We start from the raw sequence: 24,446 nt of genomic DNA, 5'->3' as shown, positions 1-24,446 counted from the left end.
AAGGCCCCCGGCGGTGTCCGCCCCGGGGGCCTTCGCCGTGCCGGGCCGGCGGACGCGGCGGACCGGCCCGCCGGCCCGGACCTTCGGAGGCCCTAACGCCCGCCGGACAGCGGCAGCATGGGATGGCTGCCGGTGTTGGTGGGGGCGTGCTCCGGGAGCCAGAGGACGGCCACCGCGCCCTCCGCGGGAACGTGGTCAGGGGCCCCGGCCGGGCGTACGTTGCGGAAGGTCAGCCGGGCGCCCAGCACCCGGGCCTGGCCGGCCGCGATGGTCAGGCCAAGGCCGTGGCCCTGGCCCGCTCGGTCCTGGCTGCCGGTGCGGAAGCGGCTCGGTCCCTCGGCGAGCAGGGCCTCGGGGAAACCGGGGCCGTGGTCGCGGACCCGGATGACCCGGCCCTCGACGGTGACCTCCACCGGCGGCCTGCCGTGCCGGGCGGCGTTGGCCAGCAGGTTGAACAGCACCCGCTCCAGACGGCGCGGGTCGGTCGTGACCTCCGACTCGTGCACCACCCGTACGGTGATGTCCGGGTCCTTTGCCGCGACCCGCCGGGCTACGAACTCGCCCAGCATGATGTCCTGCAGCTCGGCCCGCTCGGAGGCCCCGTCCAGCCGGGCCACCTCCAGCACGTCCTCGACCAGGGTGCGCATCGCCTTCGCCCGGTCCAGGACCAGTTCGGTGGGGCGCCCCGGAGGCAGCAGCTCGGCGGCCGTCAGCAGGCCCGTCACCGGGGTGCGCAGCTCGTGCGCGATATCGGCGGTCACCCGCCGCTCGGCCTCCAGCCGCTGCCGCAGCGCGTCCGCCATGGCGTCCACCGCGCGCGCGAGGTCGTCGGTCTCGTCCCGTACGACGCCGCCGATGGCCTCCCGCACCCGTACGTCCGTCTCGCCCTTCGCGACCTGGCCCGCCGCGGCCGCCGCCTTGCGCAGCCGCCGCGAGAGCTGCCCGCCGATCAGCACGCCGAGCGCGCTGCCGCCGAGCACGACCGCGATGGAGCCGATGACCAGCGCCTGGTCGAGGTCCTTCATGACGTCCGTGGAGCGGTCCGGGAAGTTGCCGTGCAGGGACAGCACATGCCCGTCCTTGACCGGCACGGCCGCCCAGATGTCCGGCCCGGCGCCGCGGTCGCTGACGTAGCTGGCCCGGCGGCCCTCCCTCACCTTGTCGCGCAGCGGGGGCGGCAGCTCCGGGTCGTCGATCTTGATGCTCGGGAAGTTCGGCCGGCCGCCAAGTTCGTAGTTGCGCTGCGCTATCTGGACCCGCGCGTTGGCCAGGTCGCGGGCGTTGTCCAGCATGGAGACACGGGCCGCGTTGTGCACGACGAGGCTGAGCGCGATCGCCACCAGACCGGCGACCAGCGCGATCGCCGCGCTGAGCTTCCATCTCAGCCCGGTCCGCAGCCCCGCCCGTTCCACGCGCCGCATCGGGCGCCGAATGATCCCCCGCATGTCCCGCTCCGCTCAGGCCCTCAACTTGTAGCCGAACCCGCGGACCGTCTCGATCCGGTCCTGGCCGATCTTCTGGCGCAGCCGCTGCACATGGACGTCGACGACCCGGGTGTCCCCGCCCCAGCCGTAGTCCCACACCCGCTCCAGCAGCTTGTCGCGGGAGAGCACGGTGCCGGGCGCGCCGGAGAACTCCAGCAGCAGCCGCATCTCGGTCGGGGTGAGCGCCACCGGGCGTCCGGCCCGGCGTACCTCCATGCCCTCGGTGTCGATCTCCAGTTCGCCGAAGACCAGCGGCCCGCCGTTCAGGTCCGCCGCGGCCCCGGAGCCGGCAGCGGCCCCGCCGGCGTGTCCGAAGCGGCGCAGCACCGCGCGGATCCGGGCGACCAGCACGGCACCGTCGAACGGCTTGGTCACGTAGTCGTCGGCGCCCGCCTCCAGGCCGAGGACGACGTCGATGGAGTCGGCGCGCGCCGAGAGCATGATCACCGGAACCGTCGACTCGTCCCGGATGCGCCGGCACAGGCTGACGCCGTCCAGGCCCGGGACCATGACGTCGAGCAGCGCGATGTCGGGCCGGTTCGCCCGGAACGACTCCAGCCCGGAGAGCCCGTCGGGCATGGCGGTCACCGCGAAGCCGTCCCGCTCCAGGGCGAGCTGGGTGGCCTCGCGGATGACGTCGTCGTCCTCGACGAACAGGACGTGGGTCTGGTCTGCCATCCCGGTGCTCTCAGTCCTCGTGTGCGTGTGGGCGGTCAGTTGTCCGGCGCGGGTGTCGCGTCCCCGCCGACGGACTTGCTGTAGTCGTTGTGGACGGGCTTGCCCTGGGCGAAGCGCCCCGCCTTCCACTTGTAGGGGATGACGTCCTCGCCGGACGGGCGGGAGATCGGGTCGCCCCTGCGGTACACCTGCTTGGTCACGGTCAGGACGCCCTGGACGATCTCCGCGTAGACCGGGGACTCCTCGGACCGGAAGACGTTCTTGTACGCGCCGTTCTCGTCCCGGTACACGTACGAGCCGACACCCACCGCGTCCGCGCAGGTCAGCACGTTGACCACGACATCGCTCACGGCGCCGCCGGTCAGGTCGCCGTAGGACACGTCGACCGGGTAGTCGTCGCCGTTGCACGGCTTGAGGTCGCGCTTGACCGAGGCCGAGACCGCGGGGTCGTGGCGCAGCAGCGCCACCGCGTCCACCCGCCGGTAGGAGTCGGACGGACTGGGCGGCGGGGAGGCGCCCGCCACCGCGGAGGCGTGCGCCGGGCCCTCGTCCCGGGCGCCGGTCCCCCCGGTGCCGCAGGCGGCGGCGAAAAGGCCGAGGGCGGTGACCGAGGCCGCCGCCGCGATCACCGCCATTGAACTGCCTGGGGCCCGCTCGGGCCCGGTCCCGGTCAGGCCGCGCAACGCTCCCGCTCCTCACGCTCCAGCGCGCGTGCGTCCAGATCGCGCGCCTCCAGCTCCTCGCGGAGCCGGGCGAGCGCCCGGTGCAGCGTGCTCTTGACCGTACCCGCCGACATACCGAGGGCCGCGGCCGTCTCCTCCGTGGACATCTGCTCCCAGTGTCGCAGCACCACGACACTGCGCTGCTTCGGTGCGAGCACCTTCATGATGTCCATCAGCAGCGCCCGGTCGGCGTGCTGCTCGGTGGCGTCCTCCACGGAGGACTCCGGGAGCTGCTCGGTGGGGACCTCCTCCAGCTTGCGCGCCCGCCACCACTCGGTACGGGTGTTGATCATCACCCGGCGCAGGTAGGCGTCCGCGAGCCGCTTGTCGGCGATGCCGTCCCAGCGGCCGTACGTCCGCACCAGGGCGGTCTGCAGCAGGTCCTGTGCGTCGACCGGGTCCGGGACGAGCCGGCGGGCGCTGCGCAGCAGCGCTTCCTGCCGGGTGCGGACGTACTCCTCGAACCCGAGCACCTCACCCTGCGCCATGATCGACCGCCTCCGTTCCCCGTGTACTCCGGCCCCGTGCCGGAAGTCCCGCCGTGCTGCCTGCCCGTTGGTCCGCCGGGCACGGGAAGAAAGCTACGGAGCGGTTGTCACGAGGCTGTGCGGAGCAGCCTGCGGCCGGCAATCGGCTGTCCGTCGGTTGTGTAACGGAAGTAGGTACGGGGTAAGGAACGCGGCGCTTATGTCCTGCTATTCACCCTTTCGTTGGGCGGGGCGCGTCGTAACGAACGCCGATGGGCTGTGACTTGGCCGTGCGTCAGGTCAGCGGCAGCCGGTACAGGGCGCCCGGCAGCGGCTCCACCAGGCCGTCCGCGACGAGCCCGTCGAGCGCGCGGGCGCGCTGCACCGGCTCGTGCCAGACCCGGTCCAGCGCCGCCTGCGGCACCGGCGCGTGCGCCTCCCGCAGTACGGCGAGGAGCTTGCCGCGCACCTGGCGGTCCGTGCCGGCGTACGTCTGGCCGCGGCGCGGCGGGCCCTCGTGCTCCGGCTTGCCCGCGAGCCGCCACGCGCACTGCGCGGCGATCGGGCAGTGCGTACAGCCCTCGTTCTTCGCAGTGCACACCAGTGCGCCCAGCTCCATGGAGGCGGCGGCCCAGCGCGCGGCCGTCCTCTCCTCCTCCGGCAGCAGTTCCCGGGCCAGCCGCCGCTCGGCCGCCGTGGTGGCGTTCGGCGGGTACTGAACACCCGTCACCGCCCGCGCGAAGACCCGGCGCACGTTCGTGTCCAGCACCGGGTGGCGCTGCCCGTACGCGAAGGAGGCGACCGCCGCGGCCGTGTACTCGCCGATCCCGGGGAGCGCCAGCAGTTGCGCGTGATTCGTCGGCACGTCACCGCCGTGCCGTTCCGTTATGGCCGCGGCCGCTCCGTGCAGGCGCAGGGCGCGGCGCGGGTAACCGAGCCGGCCCCAGGCGCGCACCGCCTCTCCGGGAGCCTCCTTGGCGAGGTCGGCGGGGCGGGGCCAGCGTTCGATCCACTGCTCGTACACGGGGAGCACCCGGCTCACCGGTGTCTGCTGCAGCATGAACTCGCTGACCATCACGCCCCAGGGGCCCGCATCCGGGCGGCGCCAGGGGAGGTCGCGGGCGTGGGAGTCGAACCAGGCGATCACGGGGGCGTGAAGCTTCTCAGTCATGGCCTTCCGATCCTGCCACGGCTCAGCGTGTGGTGGCCGACGACAGCACGGTCGCGGAGCGTCGCGTCGCGTAGCGGTGAGTGAAGAAGCCCTTCGTCCGCGGCAGTTGCCGTGATGATGATCCGGAAAAGTTGTCGCCCGGACGGCGGGTGGCGCGAGCCGGAGCGGTGATCTCTCGTACAGTTTGCGCCGTGGGATCTCTGCGCAATCCGGTCGGGCCGCTTCCCTCCTCCATCTACTGGCGACGGAGGGTCCTCATGCTGTCCGTACTCGCCCTGTTGGCGTTGCTGATCGCCTGGATCGTGACCTCGGGCGGCGGGGGCGGCAAGAACGGTGCCGACGGGCCGAACGGCAAGAATCCCGCGTCCACCATCACGCCAGGGCCCTCCTCGTCCGGGCCGGCCTACAGCCAGCACCCGGGCGGGCGTGACGAGCCGGGCGGCGGGGACACCGGCGGGAGCGGTTCCGGCTCGGGCGACACCGGCTCGGACGGCAAGGGCGGCTCCGGTTCGGCGGGGTCCGACGGCGGCTCCGGCGGTGGCTCGGGCGGCGGCTCCGCCGCGGGCGGCGGCGGGGTCGGTACCGCAGACGCGCTGCCCGCGTCCTCCTCGCTGCCCAACTGCACACCCGGCGCGGTGACGTTGACCCTGCGCAGCGTGCACAACTCCTACTCGCCCGACCAGACGCCGGAGTTCGAACTCGTCGCGAAGAACTCCTCGTCCGGTGACTGCAAGGTCGATCTCGGCCCCAAGAAGGCGGTGTTGACCATCACGCCGGCGGAGGGTGACGACGCGTACTGGTCGTCGGCCGACTGCCCGAAGAGCGCGGCGAGCCTGCTCTTCCGGGTGAGCGCGGGCCAGAGCATCACGTACACCGTGAAGTGGGACCGGAAGCCGAGTGCGCCGGAGTGCGCCACGCCTCCGGCGGGGTCGGCGAAGGCGGGGACGTATCTGTTGGAGGCGAAGGCGCCGGGGTTCGCCAAGGCGCGGGCCTCGTTCGTGCTGTCGGCCGACTAGCGCGGGGCGCTGTCACTGTCGAGGCGCCCTGGGCCGCGGCTGGGCACGGACTGTTCCGCTTGCCCACGCCGGCGGGATGCCTTCCCCGCTCTCGGCTTCGCTCGAGTGGTGGGGCCCCCATCGCCCACCCGTGCCGCCCTGGGGGCCCCAGGCCCTTGAGGCACTGGGGAGGCACGCATGCCCGCACTTACGCGGCCACGTCCGCGCCGGTCAGACGTACCGCTCCAGGATCGACGACTCGGCCAGGCGGGACAGGCCCTCGCGGACGCTCCGCGCCCGGGCCTCGCCGACGCCGTCGACCGTCTGGAGGTCGTCCACGCTCGCGGCGAGCAGCTTCTGGAGCCCGCCGAAGTGCTCCACCAGGCGGTCGATGATCGCGCCCGGCAGCCTCGGCACCTTCGCCAGCAGCCGGAAGCCGCGCGGGGAGACCGCGGAGTCGAGGGTCTCGGGGGAGCCCGTGTAGCCCAGCGCCCGCGCCACCGTGCCCATTTCGAGGAGTTCCGCGTGGGTCAGGGCGTCCAGCTCCGCGAGCGCCTCGTCCACCGTGCGGGACCGCTTCGCCGTGGGCTCGGGGACGTAGTCCCGGACGACCAGTTCGCGGTCGGGCTCCACCCCGGCGATCAACTCCTCGAGCTGGAGCGCGAGAAGACGGCCGTCGGTGCCGAGTTCCACCACGTACTCGGCGATCTCGGTGGCGATGCGCCGGACCATCTCCAGACGCTGGGCGACCGCCGACACGTCCCGGACCGTCACCAGGTCCTCGATCTCCAGCGCCGACAGCGTGCCCGCGACCTCGTCCAGGCGGAGCTTGTACCGCTCCAGGGTGGCCAGGGCCTGGTTGGCGCGGGAGAGGATCGCGGCGGAGTCCTCCAGCACGCGGCGCTGGCCGTCGACGTAGAGGGCGATCAGCCGCATGGACTGGGAGACGGAGACCACCGGGAAGCCGACCTGCTTGGAGACCCGGTCCGCCGTGCGGTGCCGGGTGCCGGTCTCCTCCGTCGGAATCGTCGGGTCCGGGACCAGCTGCACGCCGGCCCGCAGGATCTTCGACAGGTCGGAGGAGAGCACGATGCCGCCGTCCAGCTTGCACAGCTCCCGCAGCCGCGTCGCGGCGAACTCCACGTCCAGGACGAAGCCGCCGGTGCACATCGCCTCGACGGTCTTGTCGGAGCCCAGGACGATGAGCCCGCCGGTGTTGCCGCGCAGGACTCGCTCCAGGCCGTCACGCAGGGGCGTGCCGGGAGCCACGGCGCTCAGTGAGGCGCGCATCAGGCGATCGGAGCCGGCGCTCCCACCGGACTTTCCGGGAGCTGCTGCCCGGTCGTTGGCTGCCACTGCACTCCTCGGGTCGCAGGTTCTGGGGCGCCGCCGTCGCACGCACTCTGTTCGTACGGACGGGCGAGACCTGGGCAAAGTCTACCGGCGGTCTTCCGCCTCCCGTGGGGCCTCTCGGCGACGGGAGCGCGGCAGCACCCGGAGCGCGTCCCCCATGTCGGCGACTTCCAGCACCTTCATCCCGGCCGGGACCTTGCCCGGATCACCTGGCACGAGGGCGTGTGTGAAGCCCAGCCGGTGCGCCTCGGCGAGCCTGCGCTGCACGCCCGTGACCCGTCTGACCTCGCCCGCGAGCCCCACCTCGCCGATGGCGACGAGGTTCTTGGGCAGGGGGGTGTCGCTGGCGGCCGAGGCGAGCGCGAGGGCGATCGCCAGGTCGGCGGCGGGCTCCGAGAGCTTCACTCCGCCCACCGTCGCGGAGTAGATGTCCCGCTTGCCGAGCGCGCTGATCCGCCCGCGCTGCTCCAGCACCGCGAGCATCATCGACACCCGGGAGGTCTCCAGACCCGAGGTGGTCCGGCGCGGAGAGGGGATCTGGGAGTCCACGGTCAGCGCCTGCACCTCCGCCACCAGCGGGCGGCGGCCCTCCAGGGTGACCGTCAGGCAGGTGCCCGGGACCGGTTCGGCACGACGGGTCAGGAAGAGCCCGCTCGGGTCGGCGAGGCCCGTGATGCCCTCGTCGTGCAGCTCGAAGCAGCCGACCTCGTCCGTGGCGCCGTAGCGGTTCTTCACGCCCCGGACCAGGCGAAGGCGGGCGTGCCGGTCGCCCTCGAAGTGCAGGACGACGTCCACCAGGTGCTCCAGCAGCCGGGGGCCCGCGATCGCGCCGTCCTTGGTGACGTGGCCCACCAGCAGCGTGGACATGCCGCGCTCCTTGGAGGCGCGGATCAGGGCGCCGGCCACCTCCCGCACCTGGGCCATGCCGCCGGGCGCGCCGTCGATCTCCGGCGAGGCGACCGTCTGCACCGAGTCCAGGATCAGCAGGGACGGCTTCACCGCGTCCAAATGGCCGAGGACGGCCGCCAGATCGGTCTCGGCGGCCAGGTACAGATGATCGTCCAGGGCGCCGATGCGGTCGGCCCGCAGCCGCACCTGGCTCGCCGACTCCTCACCCGTCACATAGAGGGTGCGGTGTTCGTCACTGGCCGACTTGGCGGCCACGTCCAGCAGCAGGGTGGACTTGCCGACGCCGGGCTCGCCCGCGAGCAGGACCACCGCGCCGGGCACCAGACCGCCGCCGAGCACCCGGTCCAGCTCCGGCACGCCGGTCGGGCGGGCGGTGGCCTGGCGGCCGTCGACCTGGCCGATGGGCAGCGCCGAGCTGGTTACCCGGCCCGGCGCCGTCGTACGGACCGCGGGCGCGCCGTACTCCTCGACCGTGCCCCAGGCCTGGCACTCCGGGCAGCGGCCGAGCCATTTGGCGGTCTGCCAACCGCACTCGGTGCAGCGGTAGGACGGTCGGTCCTTGGTGGTCTTGGTACGGGCAGCCATGCGGAAACCGTAGCCCGCGGCACTGACACCGCCCCCGCGGGCCGCCCGGTACCGGTCAGGGCCCGTCGGGTCCGGGCCGTGGAACGAAAGGTTCCTGTCCCCTTATGAGGGATCGTTTCACCCGTACGAATTAAAAGAGCTCAAGGCGCCGGAAGGAGCACTGCGCCGCCGCCTACGGTCGCACGGGTGATGAGCAGCAGTCCGGAGACGACGACCCGCACCACCGGCGCACATCGGACGCACCGGGAGGCGCGCGACCGAGCCGCCGCGCGCACCCTCGCGCAGCGGCCGCCGGCGCGCTACGAGCCGTACCTGGACGGTCTGTTCACCTACTGCCTGTCGGTGCTGTGCGACCACGACGCGGCCACCGCCGCCCTCGGGGACGTCCTGGCGCTGGCCGAGCGGCGCGGACAGCGCGTCCCGGAGGCCGTCGACCAGCGGGCCTGGCTGTACGCACTGGCCCGCTGGGCGTGCCTGCGGGGGCTCGCCGAGGCCCGGCAGAAACGTCAGGCCACCCACGCGTCGGGCCGCCCGGCCGCCGCGAAGCGGGAGGCCGATCCGCCCGTGGCCCCGGAGGTCCTGGAGCAGCGGCGCGGTGAACTCGCCCTGCTCGCCTGGCCGGAGGCGGCCGGCACCTCGCCCGAGCAGCGCGAGGCCCTGGAGCTCGCCGTCCGCCACCACCTCGCCGCGCGCGAGGTCGCCGCCGTCCTCGGCATGGCGCCCGCCGCCGCGCGCGAGCTGCTGGCCTCCGCGGCCTGCGAGGTCGAGCGCACCCGCGCCGCGCTCGCCGTGGTCGAGACCGGCGGCTGCCCGAGCGTGGCCCACCTCACCGGAGACAGCCGGCTGGTCCTCAGCACCACCCTGCGCCGCGAGCTGGTCCGGCACGTCGACGACTGCCCCCGCTGCCGCCGCACCGCCGAGCGCGCCGTCCCCGGCCGCTGGCCCGGCGCCACGGTCACCCCGGCCGAGCTGCCGGTTCTGCAGGCGCCCCGCGCGGCCCTGCACGTCGCCCTCACGCACCACCCGCGCGCGCGTGGCGCGGCCGCGCCCCGCTTCGACCGGCGCGGCTTCCCGATGGACCCCAAGGACCGCGCGGCCCGCCGCGACCGCCTCCGCGCGCGTGCCGTCACCACGACCGTCGTCGCCACCGTGGTCGCCGCCCCCGTCCTCGCCCTGTGGGCCGCCTACCGGGGCGCTCCGGCCCCCGGCGAGGACGGCCGGCCGGGCGCCGCCAGCGAGGCGCAGGGCCCCGACGCGTTCGGCGGCGACACCGGCGGCGGCTACGAGAACGCGGGGAACGCCCGGGTGAAGCCGTCCGGCGTCCCGGCCGAGAAGGGCACGTCGGACGTCTCCGTGAAGGTCGTCAGCGTCGGCGGAGGCGGCGGGAAGGGCGCAGGGGAGCTCGCGGTCGGCGCGCGCACCGACGGCGACATCACGCTGATCACGCTCACCGCGTCCGGCGCTGGACCGGTCCGCTGGTCCGCGTCCACCTCGGCGTCCTGGCTCTACTTCAGCCGGTCGGCGGGCACGCTCCGGCCCGGCGAGACGTTCACGATCAAGGTGTACGTCGACCGGCTGCGCGAGCCGTCCGGCCACTGGCACGCGCAGGTGGCGGTCGCACCGGCCGGCGCCGTGGTCACGATCGACGGCTACGGCACCGCCCCCGGCGGACCCCCGGCCCCGCCCTCGACGCCCGTACCCGACCCGAGTCCCCCGACGCCGGTCCACACCGACCCGCCGTCCAGTCCGCCCCCCTCGCCCTCGGACCCGCCGTCCACCCCGGCCGACCCGACACCGTCCGATCCGCCGAGCCCGTCCTCGCCGCCGCCCACCGACGACGGCGACCCGAGCCCGTCGGACGACGGCTAGTGCTGTGACCGGAAAGGTTTGCCGGAAAGCTCGCGGCGTCCGGTGCGGTGCATCGCAAGGCGGAGCATCGCCCGCGTACTGGACGTACTCGGGTGATGCGACAACGCGGCGAGGTGCCGTGCCGGGCGTCGCGAGCCCGTGAACCTTTCCGGTCGCAGCACTAGGCAGGCCCCGGATCCGCCGGATGCGGAGCCACCAGCGGGAGCTGCGAGGCCAGCCGCTGCTCGCACAGCTCGGCCAGGCGGTCGTAGCCGGCCTTGCCCATCAGCTCGGTCAGCTCCGCCCGGTAGGAGACGTACACCGGCTCGCCCGCGCCGTGCGCCGACGTCGCCGAGGTGCACCACCAGTGCAGGTCATGACCGCCCGGGCCCCAGCCCCGGCGGTCGTACTCGCCGATCGACACCTGCAGCACGCGCGTGTCGTCCGGCCGCTCGATCCAGTCGTACGTCCGCCGGATCGGCAGCTGCCAGCAGACGTCCGGCTTCGTCTCCAGCGGCTCCCGGCCCTCCTTCAGGGCGAGGATGTGCAGCGAGCAGCCCGCACCGCCCGCGAAGCCCGGACGGTTCTGGAAGATGCACGACCCCTGGAAGGGCCGGGTCTGCCGGGACCCCTCCTCGTCCTCGGAGGTCCAGCCGTTGCGGATGCCCTCGTCGTGGTGCTGCCAGATCTCCGGCGTGAGCCTCGCCACGTGCCCGGCGACCCGCTTCTCGTCGTCCTCGTCGGAGAAGTGGGCGCCCAGCGAGCAGCACCCGTCGTCCGCGCGGCCCGCCTGGATGCCCTGGCAGCCGCTGCCGAAGATGCAGTTCCAGCGAGAGGTCAGCCATGTCAGATCGCAGCGGAAGACCTGCTCCTCGTCCGCCGGATCAGGAAACTCCACCCACGCGCGCGCGAAGTCGAGCCCCTTCTCGTCACTCACCTTCGGGGCCTTTCTGGGCGTCTTGCCGGACTTGGACGACTTGTCGTCCTTCGCCTTTTTCGTCTTTGGCACGCGTCCAGGGTAAGTCGCCCGGGGCCGCCGCGGGGACCGAGGACGGCGGTTCTGGCAGTAGCGTTCCGTACATGAGACTCGGTGTCCTGGACGTGGGTTCGAACACGGTGCATCTGCTGGTGGTGGACGCCCACCCCGGCGCACGGCCGTTGCCCGCGCACTCGCACAAGGCCGAACTGCGGCTCGCCCAACTGCTCGACGACAGCGGTGCCATCGGCGACGACGGCATCCGCCAACTGGCCGACGTGGTCCGGGACGCGCTCCAGGCCGCCGAGGACAAGGGCGTCGAGGACCTGCTGCCGTTCGCGACCTCCGCGGTCCGGGAGGCCACCAACGCCGACGACGTCCTCGCGCGCGTGGAGGACGAGACCGGTGTACGACTCCAGGTGCTCACCGGCGCGGAGGAGGCCCGGCTCACCTTCCTCGCCGTCCGCCGCTGGTTCGGCTGGTCCGCCGGCAAACTGCTGGTCCTGGACATCGGCGGCGGCTCCCTGGAGATCGCCTACGGTATGGACGAGGAGCCGGACGCCGCCGTCTCCCTGCCGCTCGGCGCCGGCCGCCTCACCGCCGGCTGGCTGCCCGGCGATCCGCCCGGACCCGACGACGTGCGCGCCCTGCGCCGCCACGTCCGTACGGAGATCGCCCGTACCGTCGGCGAGTTCAGCCGCTTCGGCGCCCCGGACCACGTGGTCGCCACCTCCAAGACCTTCAAGCAGCTCGCCCGTATCGCCGGTGCCGCCCGCAGCGCGGAGGGCCTCTACGTCCAGCGCGAACTCAAGCGGGAGTCCCTGGAGGCCTGGGTGCCCCGGCTGTCCGGGATGACCGCGGACCAGCGCGGGGAACTCCCCGGCGTCTCGGAGGGCAGGGCCGGCCAGCTCCTCGCCGGCGCCCTGGTGGCCGAGGGCGCGATGGACCTGTTCGGCGTGGAGAGCCTGGAGATATGCCCCTGGGCGCTGCGTGAGGGCGTCATCCTCCGCCGTCTCGACCACATGGGCTCGGACTGAGTGCCCGAGGGGTGCGGAACCGTATCCGCACATGCCGACGCCGCGGGTGCGAGCGGCCCCGGCATGCCGTGCAACTGCGCGGATGGCAAAGCTCACAATGGCGAACCGGCACCCCGCGTCCGGGCCGCCCGACCCCGTAAGGTGACGGACGTGGCTGAACCAAGGGACGTAAAGGTCGCCCTGTCGACGGCCTCCGTGTACCCGGAGTCGACGGCGACGGCCTTCGAGATCGCCGCGCGCGTCGGCTACGACGGCGTCGAGGTCATGGTGTGGACCGACCCGGTGAGCCAGGACATCGAGGCGCTGCGCCGGCTGTCCGACCACCACGGCGTCCCGATCCTCGCCGTGCACGCCCCCTGCCTGCTGATCACCCAGCGCGTCTGGTCCACCGACCCCTGGACCAAGCTCCAGCGCGCCCGGGCGGCCGCCGAGAAGCTGGGCGCCGACACCGTCGTCGTCCACCCGCCCTTCCGCTGGCAGCGGCAGTACGCCCGCGACTTCGTCACCGGGGTGTGGCGGATGGCGAACGAGACGGACGTACGGTTCGCCGTCGAGAACATGTACCCGTGGCGCTACCGCGACCGCGAGATGCTGGCCTACGCCCCCGACTGGGACGTCACCAAGGACGACTACCGGCACTTCACGATCGACCTCAGCCACACCGCGACGGCCCGCACCGACGCCCTCGCCATGATCGACCGCATGGGCGACCGGCTCGGCCACGTCCACCTCGCCGACGGCCGCGGCTCCGCCAAGGACGAGCACCTGGTCCCCGGACGCGGCACCCAGCCCTGCGCCGAACTGCTGGAGCGGCTCACGCACACCGGCTTCGACGGCCACGTCGTGATCGAGGTCAACACCCGGCGGGCGATGTCCAGCGCCGAGCGCGAGGCCGACCTCGCCGAGGCCCTGGCCTTCACCCGGCAGCACCTCGCCTCCGCCGTGCGGGTGCCCCGGCGATGACCGGCACCACCTCGCGCCGGAGGGGCCGGCCCCCGCGCACCGAGTCCGCCGGCACCCGCGACCGCATCCTGGCCGCCGCCCGTGAGGAGTTCTCCGAGCGCGGCTACGAGAAGACCTCCGTGCGCGGCATCGCCAAGGCCGCCGGGGTCGACTCGGCGCTCGTCCACCACTACTTCGGCACCAAGGAGCAGATCTTCGAGGCGTCCATCGCGGTCGCCTTCGCGCCCGCGCTCGAAGCGCCCGACGCGATCGCCGAGGTCCCGCTGGCCGAGGTCGGCGAGCGGCTGACCCGCTTCGTCCTCGGCGTCTGGGAGAACCCCACGACCCGTACACCCCTGCTCGCGATCGTCCGCTCGGCCGTGAACAACGAGACCGCGGCGGCCGTCTTCCGCCGCCTGGTCGCCACCCAGCTGCTGCGCCGCGTGGCCGCCCAGGTGGACCTGCCGGACCCGGAGCTGCGTGCCGAGCTGGCCGCCGCCCAGCTCGTCGGCGCGGCGCTGATGCGCTACGTGATCAAGCTGGAGCCGCTGGCGTCGGCGGACCTGGAGCAGATCATCGCGCGGGTCGCGCCCGTGGTGCAGCGCCACCTGACGCAGCCCTGACAGCCGCGGCCCGGCCCCGACACCGTGACCCGGCGCGGCCCCGCACCCGTGGCCGTGAAACACGCGTCCCGCATTCCGGACATGCTTGTCCATCCCTTGGAGCGGCGGCGTACGCTCGGAGCAGTCAGAACTCTCTGGCAGAAGGTCTTCGAAGGAGCGAGCGACGATGCCCGAGCTGAGGTCCCGCACAGTCACCCACGGCCGCAACATGGCGGGCGCCCGCGCCCTTATGCGCGCCTCCGGTGTACCCGGTGCGGACATCGGCCGGAAGCCGGTCATCGCCGTCGCCAACTCCTTCACCGAGTTCGTGCCGGGCCACACCCACCTCCAGCCGGTCGGCCGGATCGTCAGCGAGGCGATCAAGGAGGCGGGCGGCATCCCGCGCGAGTTCAACACGATCGCCGTGGACGACGGCATCGCCATGGGCCACGGCGGCATGCTCTACTCCCTGCCCTCCCGCGACCTGATCGCGGACTCGGTGGAGTACATGGTCGAGGCCCACTGCGCCGACGCCCTGGTCTGCATCTCCAACTGCGACAAGATCACCCCGGGCATGCTGATGGCGGCCCTGCGCCTGAACATCCCGACGGTCTTCGTCTCCGGCGGCCCGATGGAGTCCGGCCGGGCCACGCTGGTCGACGGCACGGTGCGCACCCTGGACCTGGTCGACGCGATCTCCGACGCCGTCAACGACAAGATCTCCGACGAGGACATCCTCCGCATCGAGGAGAACGCCTGCCCGACCTGCGGCAGCTGTTCCGGCATGTTCACCGCCAACTCGATGAACTGCCTGACCGAGGCGATCGGCCTCTCCCTGCCCGGCAACGGCTCGGTCCTCGCCACCCACACCGCCCGCCGCGCCCTGTACGAGAACGCGGCCCGCACGGTCATGGACCTCACCCGCCGCTACTACGAGCAGGACGACGACTCCGTCCTGCCGCTGAACATCGCCACCTTCCAGGCCTTCGAGAACGCCATGGCCCTGGACATCGCGATGGGCGGCTCCACCAACACGATCCTGCACCTGCTGGCCGCCGCCCAGGAGGCGGGCGTCCCCTTCGGCCTGGAGCAGATCGACGCCGTCTCGCGCCGCGTCCCCTGCCTCGCCAAGGTCGCGCCCAACGTCGCGAAGAACCGCACGTACTACATGGAGGACGTGCACCGTGCCGGCGGCATCCCCGCCCTGCTCGGCGAACTGCACCGCGGCGGTCTGCTCAACGAGGACGTCCACGCCGTCCACAGCCCCTCCCTGTCCGACTGGCTGAAGACCTGGGACGTCCGCGGCGGCTCCCCGTCGCCGGAGGCCGTCGAGCTGTGGCACGCGGCCCCCGGCTGCGTCCGCTCCGCCGAGGCCTTCTCCCAGTCCGAGCGCTGGGAGGCCCTGGACGACGACGCCGAGGGCGGCTGCATCCGCTCCGTCGAGCACGCGTACTCCAAGGACGGCGGTCTCGCGGTCCTCCGGGGCAACCTGGCCGTCGACGGCTGCGTGGTGAAGACCGCCGGCGTCGACGAGTCGATCTGGACCTTCGAGGGCCCGGCGGTGGTCTGCGAGTCGCAGGAGGAGGCCGTCCAGCGGATCCTCACCCAGGAGGTCAAGGACGGCGACGTCGTCGTCATCCGCTACGAGGGCCCCAAGGGCGGCCCCGGCATGCAGGAGATGCTCTACCCGACCTCGTACCTGAAGGGCCGCGGACTGGGCAAGACCTGCGCGCTGATCACCGACGGCCGCTTCTCCGGCGGCACGTCCGGCCTGTCCATCGGCCACGCCTCCCCGGAGGCGGCGTCCGGCGGCACCATCGCCCTGGTCCAGGACGGCGACCGCATCCGCATCGACATCCCGAACCGCGCGATCGAGCTGCTGGTCGACGAGGCCGAACTGGCCCGGCGCGACCAGGCGCTGGCCGGGGTGTACGCCCCGAAGAAGCGCGACCGCAAGGTCTCCGCCGCGCTGCGCGCCTACGCGGCCATGGCGACCAGCGCCGACAAGGGCGCGGTGCGCGACGTGAGCAAGCTGGGCTGACCCGGAGTTCCACGAGGGGCCGTCTCCACCGGGGGCGGCCCCTCGAGCCGTCTCACCAGGCCGCGGGGTCCTTCGCGGGGACGGCGAAGACGGTGCCGTCGGGGGCGGTGGCGTAGACGTTGCCGTGGTGTACGAGCGGTGCGGGCGGCGCCGCCATCACCCGTGTCGCATGCGCGCCCAAGCGGGCCCGCGTCTGTCCGACGAGTGTTCCCTTGCGGGAGTCGACCGCGAGGAGCCTTCCGTCGCTCGCGGTGAAGTACACGTGCCGGCCATCCGCGACCGGCGCCGAGCCACGGCTCACCGATGTCTCCAGGCGCCACCGAATACCGCGCTTCGTCATGTCAACGGCCTGCAGCAGGCCACCGGTGCCCAGGAGCAGGACCATGTCGCCGTGCACCGTAGCCTGAGCGCCGTCCAGGGCCACGGGAAGGCCCACTCGACGCGACGACCGGGTCCTCGGATCGAAACGGACGACTGCCTTCGTGGAACCGTAGACCGGATCCACGGAGAGGAAGAAGACGGATCCACCTGCGGAACCGGCGGGCTTCAGGCTTCCGTTCAGCCGTGCCTGCCACCGCACCTGCCCGGTTCCCGGACCGACCGCGGTCACGAGGGTGCTCGCCCCGTCGCCCGAGGTACTGGCCGCGTAGGCGAGCGGATCCCCGGGGAAGACAGCGAAGGACGGCTTCGCCTGCCCGGCGATCCGGCGGGTCCACCGGGCCCTGCCCGTCGCCGCGTCGAGGCCGGTGACAGTTCCGTCGGCGGCCGTGAGCAGGACCATGTCCCCGACGTACCGCACCATCGTGCCGGCCGGCACCTCGCGCCCTTGGACCTCCTTGCCCGAGGAGGGATCGAGTGCCGCCAGCCGCGGCCCCCCGTCGGTGAAGGGCCGCACCAGACCGGCCGACAGGACCGGCGCCCCGCTCACGGTCCGGACGGCGACGGAACGCTGCCACAACCTGGTGCCGTCGGCGGGGGAGAGGGCGTAGATCACGCCGGGCTGGGCGCACAGCAACTTGCCCTCACCGTAGGAACACCGGGGCATTCCGGTGCTCCCGGCGGCGGCCCGGGTGGCCCAGGCGCTGAAGGCGGCCTCTTTCGTACGCGGCCCGGGGACGGCCGAGCCGGGATCGCCTCCCATAAGCCGAACCGAAACCAGTGCGCCGGTCACGACGAGCCCGAGCGCCATGGTGCCCATCAGCGCCTTGCCGGCCCCGAGGCGGCGCGCCACCGGATGGCTCTCCGTCTCCTCGACGGAGACGGCTGGTTCAGGAGCCCCGGAGACCTCACCCGTGCGCTGCGCCGGTATGAACGCCTGCGTGTCGTACGAGGCGGCGACCGTCCGCAGCTCCCGCATCAGCTCGTCCGGAGTCGGCCTGCTCTCGGGCTCCTTGGCGAGACACCGCAGCACCAGCGGCGCGAGGGACGCCGGGACTCCGGTCAGATCCGGCTCGTCGTGCACCACCTGGTACGCGACGACGTACGGGCTGTCGGAGTCGAACGGGCCCCGTCCGGTCGCCGCGTGCACCATCACCGATCCCAGCGCGAAGACATCGGCGGCCGGGCCCACTTCCCGTGGCCGGCGGAACTGCTCGGGTGCCATGAACGGCGGCGTACCGATCAATTTGCCGGTCTCGGTGCGAAGTTCACTGTCCTTCGGCCGGGAGATGCCGAAGTCGATGACCTTCGGCCCGTCCTCGGCGAGCAGGACGTTGCTCGGCTTGAGATCCCGGTGCACCACGCCCACCCGGTGGATGTCACGCAGGGCCTCCGCGAGCCCGGCCATGAGCCGGCGCAACTGCGCCGACGGCATGGGGCCGTTCCGCTTCACGTGATCCGAAAGAGTCGGACCGGGGATGAACAGCGTCGCCATCCAGGGGCGTTCGGCGTCGGGGTCGGCGTCCACGACCGGCGCGGTGAAGGCGCCGCTCACCCTGCGAGCGGCAGCCACCTCCTGCCGGAAACGGCCCCTGAACTCGCGGTCCCTGGCGAACTCGGCGTGCACGACTTTCACCGCGAGCTTCAACCCGGAGTCACTGCGGGCCAGATGGACCACCCCCATGCCACCGGAACCCAGGTGTGACTCCAGGCGATACCGGCCGGCGTACTCGGGAAGTTCCGCTTCCGCGCTCGCTCCGGTGCTGCGCTGCGGCGCCATGGACCACCCCCGTGCTGTTCGTCCGTGCGCGCGACGCACGGAGCCTAGTCGATGACTCGTGCGAGACAGAGGCGGCTTGCTAGCGTCTGCGTGCGAGTCGTGTATACGCGTTGCGCAAGTCGACTCAAGGGATTCAACGGGTCCCCATGGCGGTCATGGGGCTCAGCGGGGGAGGAACCTCATGTCTGTCGAGCCGGTCGCAGAACCCGAGAACACGGACGCCGGTGAGGCGGCGGTGGCAGCTCAGTCGCTGCGCTACTACTCGGTCGCCCCCGACGTCCGCCTGAACGTCCGCAGCGGCCCCGGTACCAGCTACAACATCGTCAGGGTGCTGCCCTACGGCGCCAAGGTCCCGGTCTACTGCCAGTCGCCGGGTACGACGGTGACGGGTCCGTACGGGACGTCGAAGATCTGGGACAACATCGACAACGGCGAGTACGTCTCCGACGCCTACGTCCAGACCGGCAGCGACGGCTACATCGCCCCCCGCTGCGGCTGACCCCGCCCGGAGCCCGCCCGCGTCCGGAGCCATAATCGTCACGTGAGCGACGACACCGGCACCCCGGAGGACCAGGCGGGCTCCGCGCGCGGCGAGACCACGGGCGGCGGGCCCCGGCCCGAACCCCTCCGCTTCTTCGGCACCTCCTGGGTGGAGCACGACCACGGGTACGCGGCCCGCCGGGCCGGCGTGGCGGCCGGCTCCCTCGCCGCGGCCGTCGTCTCCTGCCTGGTGCTGCGCTTCGCCTACGACGGCCTCCAGATCGCCGGCACCGGCGCCTTCGTGACCGTACTGATCATCGCCATGTTCGCGATCTGCAGCGCGCTTGCCTTCCGCAACACCTGGGAGGGGTTCGGCAGGCGCCACGACCCCCAGCGGCAGGCCTCGCTGCGCGGCCTGCTCGCCATCGGCTTCGTCGGCTCCCTGCTGGCCTACTTCTTCCGCGCCCTCACCGAGGCCCCGGGCGAGAAGCTGCACCGCGAGGAGTACGACAAGGCCCGCGAGGAGTACGCGCGCCGGACCTCCCGGCGCACGGGCAACCCGTCGAAGCGGAAGCGCCGCGGCTGACGCGGGGCCGGCGGCAAGGCTCGGTGCCGCCGCGCCCGTGAAACCGTCTGTGTTCCCGCCCCCCGGCGTGGACAGCATGGCGGTATGACCACGTCCCACACCGCGGAGCCGTCGCGCGGCCTGCGCGCCCACTCCTTCAACGCGGCGGCCGCCCAGTACGCCGCCAACCGTCCGTCCTACCCGCCCGCCCTCCTGGACACCGTGGAGGATCTGGCCGGCCGCCCCCTTTCCGGCGCCCGGGTCGTGGACGTCGGCGCCGGCACCGGTATCGCCACCGCCCTGCTGCGGGCCCGAGGGGCCGACGTCCTCGCGGTCGAACCGGGGGAGGGCATGGCCGCCGAGTTCCGCCGCGCCCTGCCGGACGTCCCCGTCGTGCGGGGCAACGGCAACGCCCTCCCCCTCGCCGATGCCCACGCCGATCTCCTCACCTACGCCCAGGCCTGGCACTGGACCGACCCCGCCAGGGCGGTGCCGGAGGCGCTGCGCGTGCTGCGTCCGGGCGGGGCGCTGGCGTTGTGGTGGAACACCGACGCCGTCGACGTCGAGTGGATCGCCGAGTCGGCCGAGCGGACCGCCCGCTTCGCCGGGGTCGACATCCCCGCCGAGAAGCGCGGGGCCGGCGACCGCGCACAGGCCGACCCCACCGGGCGCCTCCGCTTCACCCGCCGTGACATCCGCTGGAGCCGCCGCGTCCCGCTGGACACCCACCTCGCCAACATCGGCAGCCACTCGGTGCTCCTGGTCGCCCCGGCGGAGCGCCGGGACGCCTTCCTCGAGGAGGAGCGCGCCCATCTGCTGAAGGTCTTCCCGGACGGCGTCGTCGAGGAGACCTACGACGTGCTCCTGCTCGTCGCCACCAACCCCTGACACCGCATCACCGACGAGAGCGAAGCGGCGGCCGGGCCAACCGGCCGCCGCTTCCGTGTCCGGGCGCACGTGTACGCGCCCCTTGACGGCACCGGCCCGCCGGGGCAATTATTCACCACGTGATGAATTATGTTCCCGATCAACCGCGCCCCACGGCGCCGGACGCCGTACGCGCCGACGGACTCACCGTCGTCCGAGGCTCCCGCACCGTCCTGCGCGGCCTCGCCTTCACCGTCGCGCGCGGCCGGATCACCGGCCTGCTCGGTCCGTCCGGATGCGGCAAATCCACCCTCATGCGCGCCATCGTCGGCACCCAGGCCAACGTCTCCGGCACCCTCGACGTCCTCGGCCGCGCCGCCGGACACCCCACCCTGCGCAGCCGCATCGGCTACGTCACCCAGGCCCCCTCCGTATACGACGACCTGACCGTCCGCCAGAACCTCGACTACTTCGCCTCGATCCTCGACCCCCGCCGCGCCAAGCCCGACCGCCACGACGACATCGCCCGCGTCCTCACCGACGTCGACCTCACCAGCCACGCCGACGCCCTCGCCGGCAACCTCTCCGGCGGCCAGCGCAGCCGCGTCTCCCTCGCCGTCGCCCTCCTCGGCGCCCCCGAACTCCTCGTCCTGGACGAACCGACGGTCGGCCTCGACCCCGTCCTGCGCCGCGACCTGTGGAACCTCTTCCACGCCCTCGTCGCCGACCGGGGCGTCACCCTCCTCGTCTCCTCCCACGTCATGGACGAGGCCGAACGCTGCCACCGGCTGCTCCTGATGCGCGACGGCCGGATTCTGGCTGGGGGCACACCGGACGCCCTGCGCACCCGTACCGGCACCGACACCGTCGAGGCCGCGTTCCTCCGCCTGGTGGACCAGGACGCCGCCGCGGACCACACCGAGGAGACGACACGATGAGCACTACGCCCCCGGCGGCCGCCGCCCCGACCGGCGCGTTCAACGCCACCCGCACCACCGCCACCGCGGCCCGCGTCCTGCGCCAGCTCCGGCACGACCCACGGACCATCGCGCTGATGATCCTCGTCCCCTGCCTGATGCTGGTCCTGCTGCGCTACGTCTTCGACGCCAGCCCCCGCACCTTCGACAACATCGGCGCCTCGCTGCTCGGCATCTTCCCGCTGATCACGATGTTCCTGGTGACCTCGATCGCCACCCTGCGCGAACGCACCTCGGGCACCCTCGAACGTCTCCTGGCCATGCCCCTGGGCAAAGCGGACCTCATCGCCGGCTACGCGCTCGCCTTCGGCGCCCTCGCCGTCGTCCAGTCCGCCCTCGCCACCGGACTCGCACTCTGGCTCCTCGGCCTGGACGTCACCGGCTCGGCCTGGCTGCTCCTGCTCGTCGCGCTCCTCGACGCCCTGCTCGGCACGGCCCTCGGTCTCTTCGTCTCGGCCTTCGCGGCCTCCGAGTTCCAGGCGGTCCAGTTCATGCCCGCGGTGATCTTCCCCCAGCTCCTGCTCTGCGGACTCTTCACACCCCGTTCCGACATGCACCCCGCCCTCGAGGCCGTCTCCGACGTCCTGCCCATGTCGTACGCCGTCGACGGCATGAACGAGGTCCTCCACCACACCGACATGACCGCCACGTTCCTGCGCGACGTACTGATCGTGGCCGGCTGCGCCGTCCTGGTCCTGGTCCTCGGCGCGGCGACCCTGCGACGGCGGACGGCGTAGGGCCGGTCGTGGCAGGCGACCCGCGTTCCGCCAGCCGGACAACGGCCCGCACCCCACGGCCCCGGTGCCAGACTGAAGCGCATGAGCCAGAAAGTCGCAGTCCTCGGCACCGGCAAGATCGGCGAAGCCCTGCTCAGCGGAATGATCCGGGCCGGCTGGGCCCCCGCCGATCTCCTGGTCACCGCCCGCCGCCCCGAACGCGCCGAGGAGCTCCGCGCCCGCCACGGAGTCACCCCGGTCACCAACACCGAGGCCGCCAAGACCGCCGACACCCTGATCCTCACGGTCAAGCCCCAGGACATGGGCGCCCTCCTGGACGAACTCGCCCCGCACCTCCCCGCCGACCGCCTGGTCATCAGCGGCGCAGCCGGCATCCCCACCTCCTTCTTCGAGGAGCGCCTGGCCGCCGGCACCCCGGTCGTCCGGGTCATGACGAACACCCCCGCCCTCGTCGACGAGGCCATGTCCGTCATCTCCGCGGGCAGCCACGCCGGGGAGGCGCACCTCGCCCACGCCGAGGAGATCTTCGGCGGCGTCGGCAAGACCCTGCGCGTACCCGAGACCCAGCAGGACGCCTGCACCGCGCTGTCCGGCTCCGGCCCGGCGTACTTCTTCTATCTGGTCGAGGCCATGACCGACGCCGGCATCCTGCTCGGCCTGCCCCGCGACAAGGCCCACGACCTGATCGTCCAGTCCGCCATCGGCGCCGCGGTGATGCTCCGCGACAGCGGCGAGCACCCGGTCAAGCTGCGCGAGAACGTGACCTCCCCCGCCGGTACGACGATCAACGCCATCCGTGAGCTGGAGAACCACGGCGTACGCGCCGCCCTCATCGCCGCCCTGGAGGCCGCCCGCGACCGGAGCCGCGAGCTGGCCTCCGGCAAGAAGGACTGACGCAGAACGACCGCACCCGGGGCGGCGGGACACCGATTTCCCCCACCGCCCCGGAGCCGTCCGACTTCCCCTACGGGGCCGGGTCCGGGGCGGGCTCGGACACGGCCGGCATCAGACCGATCGCCCGACAGGCGGCGTCGACGGTCGGCCGCGCCATCGCCCGGGCCTTCTCCGCGCCCCGGCGAAGCACCCCCTCTACATAGGAGGGGTCCGCGCACAGCTCCCGGTGCCTTTCCCGCACCGGCCTGAGCACCTCCACCACGGCCTCCGCGGTGTCCTTCTTCAAGGCGCCGTACGAGTCGTAGTCAGCGGCAAGCGCCTCCGGGTCCCCGCCCGTGCAGGCGCCGAGGATCTCCAGCAGGTTCGCCACCCCCGGCCGCGCCTCCCGGTCGTACTCCACGTCCCGGCCGCTGTCGGTCACGGCCCGCATGACCTTCTTGCGCACCACGTCCGGCTCGTCGAGCAGGTAGACGATCCCCGGCCCGGAGTCGTCGGACTTCCCCATCTTCGACGTCGGGTCCTGAAGGTTCATCACCCGGGCGGCCACCTCCGGAGGAGTGGCTCTGGGCACCACGAAGGTGTGCCCGTACCGCTGGTTGAACCGCACCGCCAGGTCCCGCGTCAGCTCGACGTGCTGCGTCTGGTCCTCGCCGACCGGCACCTCGTCGGCTCCGTAGGCCAGGATGTCCGCCGCCATCAGCACCGGATACGTCAGCAGCGACAGCCGTACGCTCCCGCCCCGCTCACGTTCCCGCGGCGCCTTCTCCTTGTACTGGATCATGCGGCGCATCTCGCCGTCCGTCGCCACGCACTCCAGCAGGTACGACAGACGCGTGTGCTCGTCGACGTGGCTCTGCAGGAACACGGTGCACAGCTCCGGGTCGAGCCCCGACGCGAGCAGCAGCGTCGCCGCCTGCCGGCTCAGTCTGAGCACCCGGGCCGGATCGTGGTCCACCGTCAGCGCGTGCAGGTCGACGACGCAGAACAGGGCATCCGACCTGTGCTGGTCCACCTCGGCCCAGCGCCGCATGGCTCCCAGGTAGTTCCCCAGGGTCAGATGCCCGGTCGGCTTGATCCCGCTGAAGACCCGTGTCATCTCCGCTCCATCTCCCGATCGAGACCGCCGTTCCGACCGGCCGGCCCCCGGAGTCCTGGAGGAGATACGAGAACGGCCGCCGAAGCGGCGGCCGTTGAGTGCATACGTGAGTCGGCCGCCGTCAGGCGGCCCACCAGAGCTGGCTACACGTACGCGTGGTCATGCCGTCAGGCTACGCCTCACCTGTGGCCCCGGGGGTGAGTTGACACACCCCGGCCTCGTACGTAGTGTTCTCCGAGTTGTCCGACGTGAGCGCCGACCTCGGTCGGTCCCCGGACAGCGATTCCGCAGGTACCACCCACTTCATCGACGTTCCGCGTCGGCTGTTTTGGCGTGCGTATTCGCGAAATGAGGAATCCACGTTCGAAAGGACGCGGCCCCCGATTAGCTCGGGAGCCGGGAATCCGCTAAAGTCTCACTCGTCGGAACGGCCCAACAGCCGCGAAGACAAACCCGCCGACCGGGAATCGGACGCCGAAAGGATCTGATAGAGTCGGAACCGCCGGAAAGGGAAACGCGAGAGCGGGAACCTGGAAAGCACCGAGGAAATCGGATCGAGAAAAGATCTGATAGAGTCGGAAACGCAAGACCGAAGGGAAGCGCCCGGAGGAAAGCCCGAGAGGGTGAGTACAAAGGAAGCGACCGTTCCTTGAGAACTCAACAGCGTGCCAAAAATCAACGCCAGATTAGTTGATACCCCGTCTCCAGCATCTGCTGGGACGAGGTTCCTTTGAAAAACACAGCGAGGACGCTGTGTGCGAGGGGACTATTCCTCCTCTCGCACCGCTCTCGTGGTGTTCAACCGGATTACCGGTAAACATTCACGGAGAGTTTGATCCTGGCTCAGGACGAACGCTGGCGG

22 protein-coding genes are annotated in these 24,446 nt (G+C 72.3%); 12 read left to right on the top strand and 10 right to left on the bottom strand.

Annotated elements, in window-relative coordinates:
• Positions 1 to 92 precede the first annotated feature (92 nt).
• The 5 genes from cseC to AB0924_RS00090 form a co-directional block, all read right to left on the bottom strand.
• Complete coding sequence (gene cseC / locus AB0924_RS00110) at positions 93 to 1,445, bottom strand: two-component system sensor histidine kinase CseC (protein WP_358937614.1); 1,353 nt, start codon at positions 1,443 to 1,445, stop codon at positions 93 to 95.
• Positions 1,446 to 1,457: 12 nt separating this feature from the next.
• Complete coding sequence (gene cseB / locus AB0924_RS00105) at positions 1,458 to 2,162, bottom strand: two-component system response regulator CseB (RefSeq protein WP_358937616.1); 705 nt, start codon at positions 2,160 to 2,162, stop codon at positions 1,458 to 1,460.
• Positions 2,163 to 2,197: 35 nt separating this feature from the next.
• The gene (locus tag AB0924_RS00100; RefSeq protein ID WP_358937618.1) at positions 2,198 to 2,797 is read right to left on the bottom strand and encodes a hypothetical protein; all 600 of its coding nucleotides are present in this window, start codon (positions 2,795 to 2,797) and stop codon (positions 2,198 to 2,200) included.
• Between the two features lie 35 nt (positions 2,798 to 2,832).
• Complete coding sequence (locus AB0924_RS00095) at positions 2,833 to 3,372, bottom strand: SigE family RNA polymerase sigma factor (protein WP_358937620.1); 540 nt, start codon at positions 3,370 to 3,372, stop codon at positions 2,833 to 2,835.
• 274 nt (positions 3,373 to 3,646) lie between these two features.
• A complete protein-coding gene (locus tag AB0924_RS00090) occupies positions 3,647 to 4,522 on the bottom strand; it encodes an A/G-specific adenine glycosylase (RefSeq protein ID WP_358937623.1) in 876 nt (291 codons plus the stop codon).
• A gap of 191 nt (positions 4,523 to 4,713) precedes the next feature.
• Between AB0924_RS00090 and AB0924_RS00085 the strand changes: the two genes are divergently transcribed.
• A complete protein-coding gene (locus AB0924_RS00085) occupies positions 4,714 to 5,538 on the top strand; it encodes a hypothetical protein (protein ID WP_358937625.1) in 825 nt (274 codons plus the stop codon).
• 210 nt (positions 5,539 to 5,748) lie between these two features.
• On the opposite strand, the gene disA is transcribed toward AB0924_RS00085, so the two are convergent.
• Both disA and radA read right to left on the bottom strand, forming a co-directional pair.
• Positions 5,749 to 6,873, bottom strand: a complete 1,125-nt coding sequence (disA, locus tag AB0924_RS00080; protein WP_351667234.1) for a DNA integrity scanning diadenylate cyclase DisA — start codon at positions 6,871 to 6,873, stop codon at positions 5,749 to 5,751.
• Between the two features lie 81 nt (positions 6,874 to 6,954).
• Positions 6,955 to 8,364: a DNA repair protein RadA gene (radA, locus tag AB0924_RS00075; RefSeq protein ID WP_366910278.1), complete on the bottom strand. Its 1,410-nt coding sequence runs from the start codon at positions 8,362 to 8,364 to the stop codon at positions 6,955 to 6,957.
• A gap of 186 nt (positions 8,365 to 8,550) precedes the next feature.
• Between radA and AB0924_RS00070 the strand changes: the two genes are divergently transcribed.
• Positions 8,551 to 10,233, top strand: a complete 1,683-nt coding sequence (locus tag AB0924_RS00070; protein WP_358937630.1) for a hypothetical protein — start codon at positions 8,551 to 8,553, stop codon at positions 10,231 to 10,233.
• Positions 10,234 to 10,393: 160 nt separating this feature from the next.
• Here the strand turns inward: AB0924_RS00070 and AB0924_RS00065 are convergent, their stop codons facing one another.
• Complete coding sequence (locus AB0924_RS00065; RefSeq protein WP_358937632.1) at positions 10,394 to 11,221, bottom strand: hypothetical protein; 828 nt, start codon at positions 11,219 to 11,221, stop codon at positions 10,394 to 10,396.
• A 71-nt stretch (positions 11,222 to 11,292) separates the two neighbouring features.
• On the opposite strand from AB0924_RS00065, the gene AB0924_RS00060 reads away from it, so the two are divergent.
• The 4 genes from AB0924_RS00060 (at position 11,293) to ilvD (ending at position 15,810) form a co-directional block, all read left to right on the top strand.
• Positions 11,293 to 12,225 carry a Ppx/GppA phosphatase family protein gene (locus AB0924_RS00060; RefSeq protein ID WP_358937634.1) on the top strand — a complete coding sequence of 311 codons (933 nt, stop codon included), beginning with the start codon at positions 11,293 to 11,295 and terminating at the stop codon, positions 12,223 to 12,225.
• 150 nt (positions 12,226 to 12,375) lie between these two features.
• Positions 12,376 to 13,188 carry a sugar phosphate isomerase/epimerase gene (locus AB0924_RS00055; RefSeq protein ID WP_366910277.1) on the top strand — a complete coding sequence of 271 codons (813 nt, stop codon included), beginning with the start codon at positions 12,376 to 12,378 and terminating at the stop codon, positions 13,186 to 13,188.
• Positions 13,185 to 13,790, top strand: coding sequence for a TetR family transcriptional regulator (locus AB0924_RS00050; RefSeq protein WP_358937638.1), 606 nt, complete (start codon positions 13,185 to 13,187; stop codon positions 13,788 to 13,790). The genes AB0924_RS00055 and AB0924_RS00050 overlap by 4 nt, the downstream gene beginning before the upstream one ends.
• Before the next feature lie 166 nt (positions 13,791 to 13,956).
• Complete coding sequence (gene ilvD, locus AB0924_RS00045; protein WP_366910276.1) at positions 13,957 to 15,810, top strand: dihydroxy-acid dehydratase; 1,854 nt, start codon at positions 13,957 to 13,959, stop codon at positions 15,808 to 15,810.
• Between the two features lie 52 nt (positions 15,811 to 15,862).
• On the opposite strand, the gene AB0924_RS00040 is transcribed toward ilvD, so the two are convergent.
• Positions 15,863 to 17,968 carry a serine/threonine-protein kinase gene (locus tag AB0924_RS00040; RefSeq protein WP_366910275.1) on the bottom strand — a complete coding sequence of 702 codons (2,106 nt, stop codon included), beginning with the start codon at positions 17,966 to 17,968 and terminating at the stop codon, positions 15,863 to 15,865.
• A gap of 181 nt (positions 17,969 to 18,149) precedes the next feature.
• On the opposite strand from AB0924_RS00040, the gene AB0924_RS00035 reads away from it, so the two are divergent.
• The 6 genes from AB0924_RS00035 to proC all read left to right on the top strand — a co-directional run bounded on the left by AB0924_RS00035 (position 18,150) and on the right by proC (position 22,488).
• Positions 18,150 to 18,467 (top strand): SH3 domain-containing protein, encoded by a 318-nt coding sequence (locus tag AB0924_RS00035; RefSeq protein WP_358937644.1) that lies wholly within the window; start codon positions 18,150 to 18,152, stop codon positions 18,465 to 18,467.
• Between the two features lie 42 nt (positions 18,468 to 18,509).
• Positions 18,510 to 19,034, top strand: coding sequence for an EamA/RhaT family transporter (locus AB0924_RS00030; protein WP_358937646.1), 525 nt, complete (start codon positions 18,510 to 18,512; stop codon positions 19,032 to 19,034).
• 84 nt (positions 19,035 to 19,118) lie between these two features.
• A complete protein-coding gene (locus AB0924_RS00025; RefSeq protein ID WP_358937648.1) occupies positions 19,119 to 19,901 on the top strand; it encodes a class I SAM-dependent methyltransferase in 783 nt (260 codons plus the stop codon).
• 122 nt (positions 19,902 to 20,023) lie between these two features.
• The gene (locus AB0924_RS00020; RefSeq protein ID WP_366910274.1) at positions 20,024 to 20,818 is read left to right on the top strand and encodes an ABC transporter ATP-binding protein; all 795 of its coding nucleotides are present in this window, start codon (positions 20,024 to 20,026) and stop codon (positions 20,816 to 20,818) included.
• Positions 20,815 to 21,594 (top strand): ABC transporter permease, encoded by a 780-nt coding sequence (locus tag AB0924_RS00015; protein ID WP_366910273.1) that lies wholly within the window; start codon positions 20,815 to 20,817, stop codon positions 21,592 to 21,594. Before AB0924_RS00020 ends, AB0924_RS00015 begins: the two co-directional genes overlap by 4 nt.
• Positions 21,595 to 21,675: 81 nt before the next feature.
• Positions 21,676 to 22,488, top strand: coding sequence for a pyrroline-5-carboxylate reductase (proC, locus tag AB0924_RS00010; RefSeq protein WP_199211462.1), 813 nt, complete (start codon positions 21,676 to 21,678; stop codon positions 22,486 to 22,488).
• A gap of 70 nt (positions 22,489 to 22,558) precedes the next feature.
• Here proC and trpS read toward each other — a convergent pair whose 3' ends face one another.
• Positions 22,559 to 23,584, bottom strand: coding sequence for a tryptophan--tRNA ligase (gene trpS / locus AB0924_RS00005; protein WP_366910272.1), 1,026 nt, complete (start codon positions 23,582 to 23,584; stop codon positions 22,559 to 22,561).
• Positions 23,585 to 24,446 lie beyond the last annotated feature (862 nt).

It is taken from the genome of Streptomyces sp. NPDC047869, assembly GCF_040704065.1.
Classification (GTDB): domain Bacteria; phylum Actinomycetota; class Actinomycetes; order Streptomycetales; family Streptomycetaceae; genus Streptomyces.
The sequence above is the reverse complement of the archived record's forward strand: the minus strand, read 5'-3'. Positions and strand labels throughout refer to the sequence as shown.

Coding starts and splice junctions, on each gene's coding strand:
- cseC (WP_358937614.1), bottom strand. CDS start 1,445: ATGCGGGGGATCATTCGGCGCCCGATGCGGCGCGTGGAACGGGCGGGG.
- cseB (WP_358937616.1), bottom strand. CDS start 2,162: ATGGCAGACCAGACCCACGTCCTGTTCGTCGAGGACGACGACGTCATC.
- AB0924_RS00100 (WP_358937618.1), bottom strand. CDS start 2,797: ATGGCGGTGATCGCGGCGGCGGCCTCGGTCACCGCCCTCGGCCTTTTC.
- AB0924_RS00095 (WP_358937620.1), bottom strand. CDS start 3,372: ATGGCGCAGGGTGAGGTGCTCGGGTTCGAGGAGTACGTCCGCACCCGG.
- AB0924_RS00090 (WP_358937623.1), bottom strand. CDS start 4,522: ATGACTGAGAAGCTTCACGCCCCCGTGATCGCCTGGTTCGACTCCCAC.
- radA (WP_366910278.1), bottom strand. CDS start 8,364: ATGGCTGCCCGTACCAAGACCACCAAGGACCGACCGTCCTACCGCTGC.
- AB0924_RS00060 (WP_358937634.1), top strand. CDS start 11,293: ATGAGACTCGGTGTCCTGGACGTGGGTTCGAACACGGTGCATCTGCTG.
- AB0924_RS00050 (WP_358937638.1), top strand. CDS start 13,185: ATGACCGGCACCACCTCGCGCCGGAGGGGCCGGCCCCCGCGCACCGAG.
- ilvD (WP_366910276.1), top strand. CDS start 13,957: ATGCCCGAGCTGAGGTCCCGCACAGTCACCCACGGCCGCAACATGGCG.
- AB0924_RS00040 (WP_366910275.1), bottom strand. CDS start 17,968: ATGGCGCCGCAGCGCAGCACCGGAGCGAGCGCGGAAGCGGAACTTCCC.
- AB0924_RS00035 (WP_358937644.1), top strand. CDS start 18,150: ATGTCTGTCGAGCCGGTCGCAGAACCCGAGAACACGGACGCCGGTGAG.
- AB0924_RS00025 (WP_358937648.1), top strand. CDS start 19,119: ATGACCACGTCCCACACCGCGGAGCCGTCGCGCGGCCTGCGCGCCCAC.
- AB0924_RS00020 (WP_366910274.1), top strand. CDS start 20,024: ATGAATTATGTTCCCGATCAACCGCGCCCCACGGCGCCGGACGCCGTA.
- AB0924_RS00015 (WP_366910273.1), top strand. CDS start 20,815: ATGAGCACTACGCCCCCGGCGGCCGCCGCCCCGACCGGCGCGTTCAAC.
- proC (WP_199211462.1), top strand. CDS start 21,676: ATGAGCCAGAAAGTCGCAGTCCTCGGCACCGGCAAGATCGGCGAAGCC.
- trpS (WP_366910272.1), bottom strand. CDS start 23,584: ATGACACGGGTCTTCAGCGGGATCAAGCCGACCGGGCATCTGACCCTG.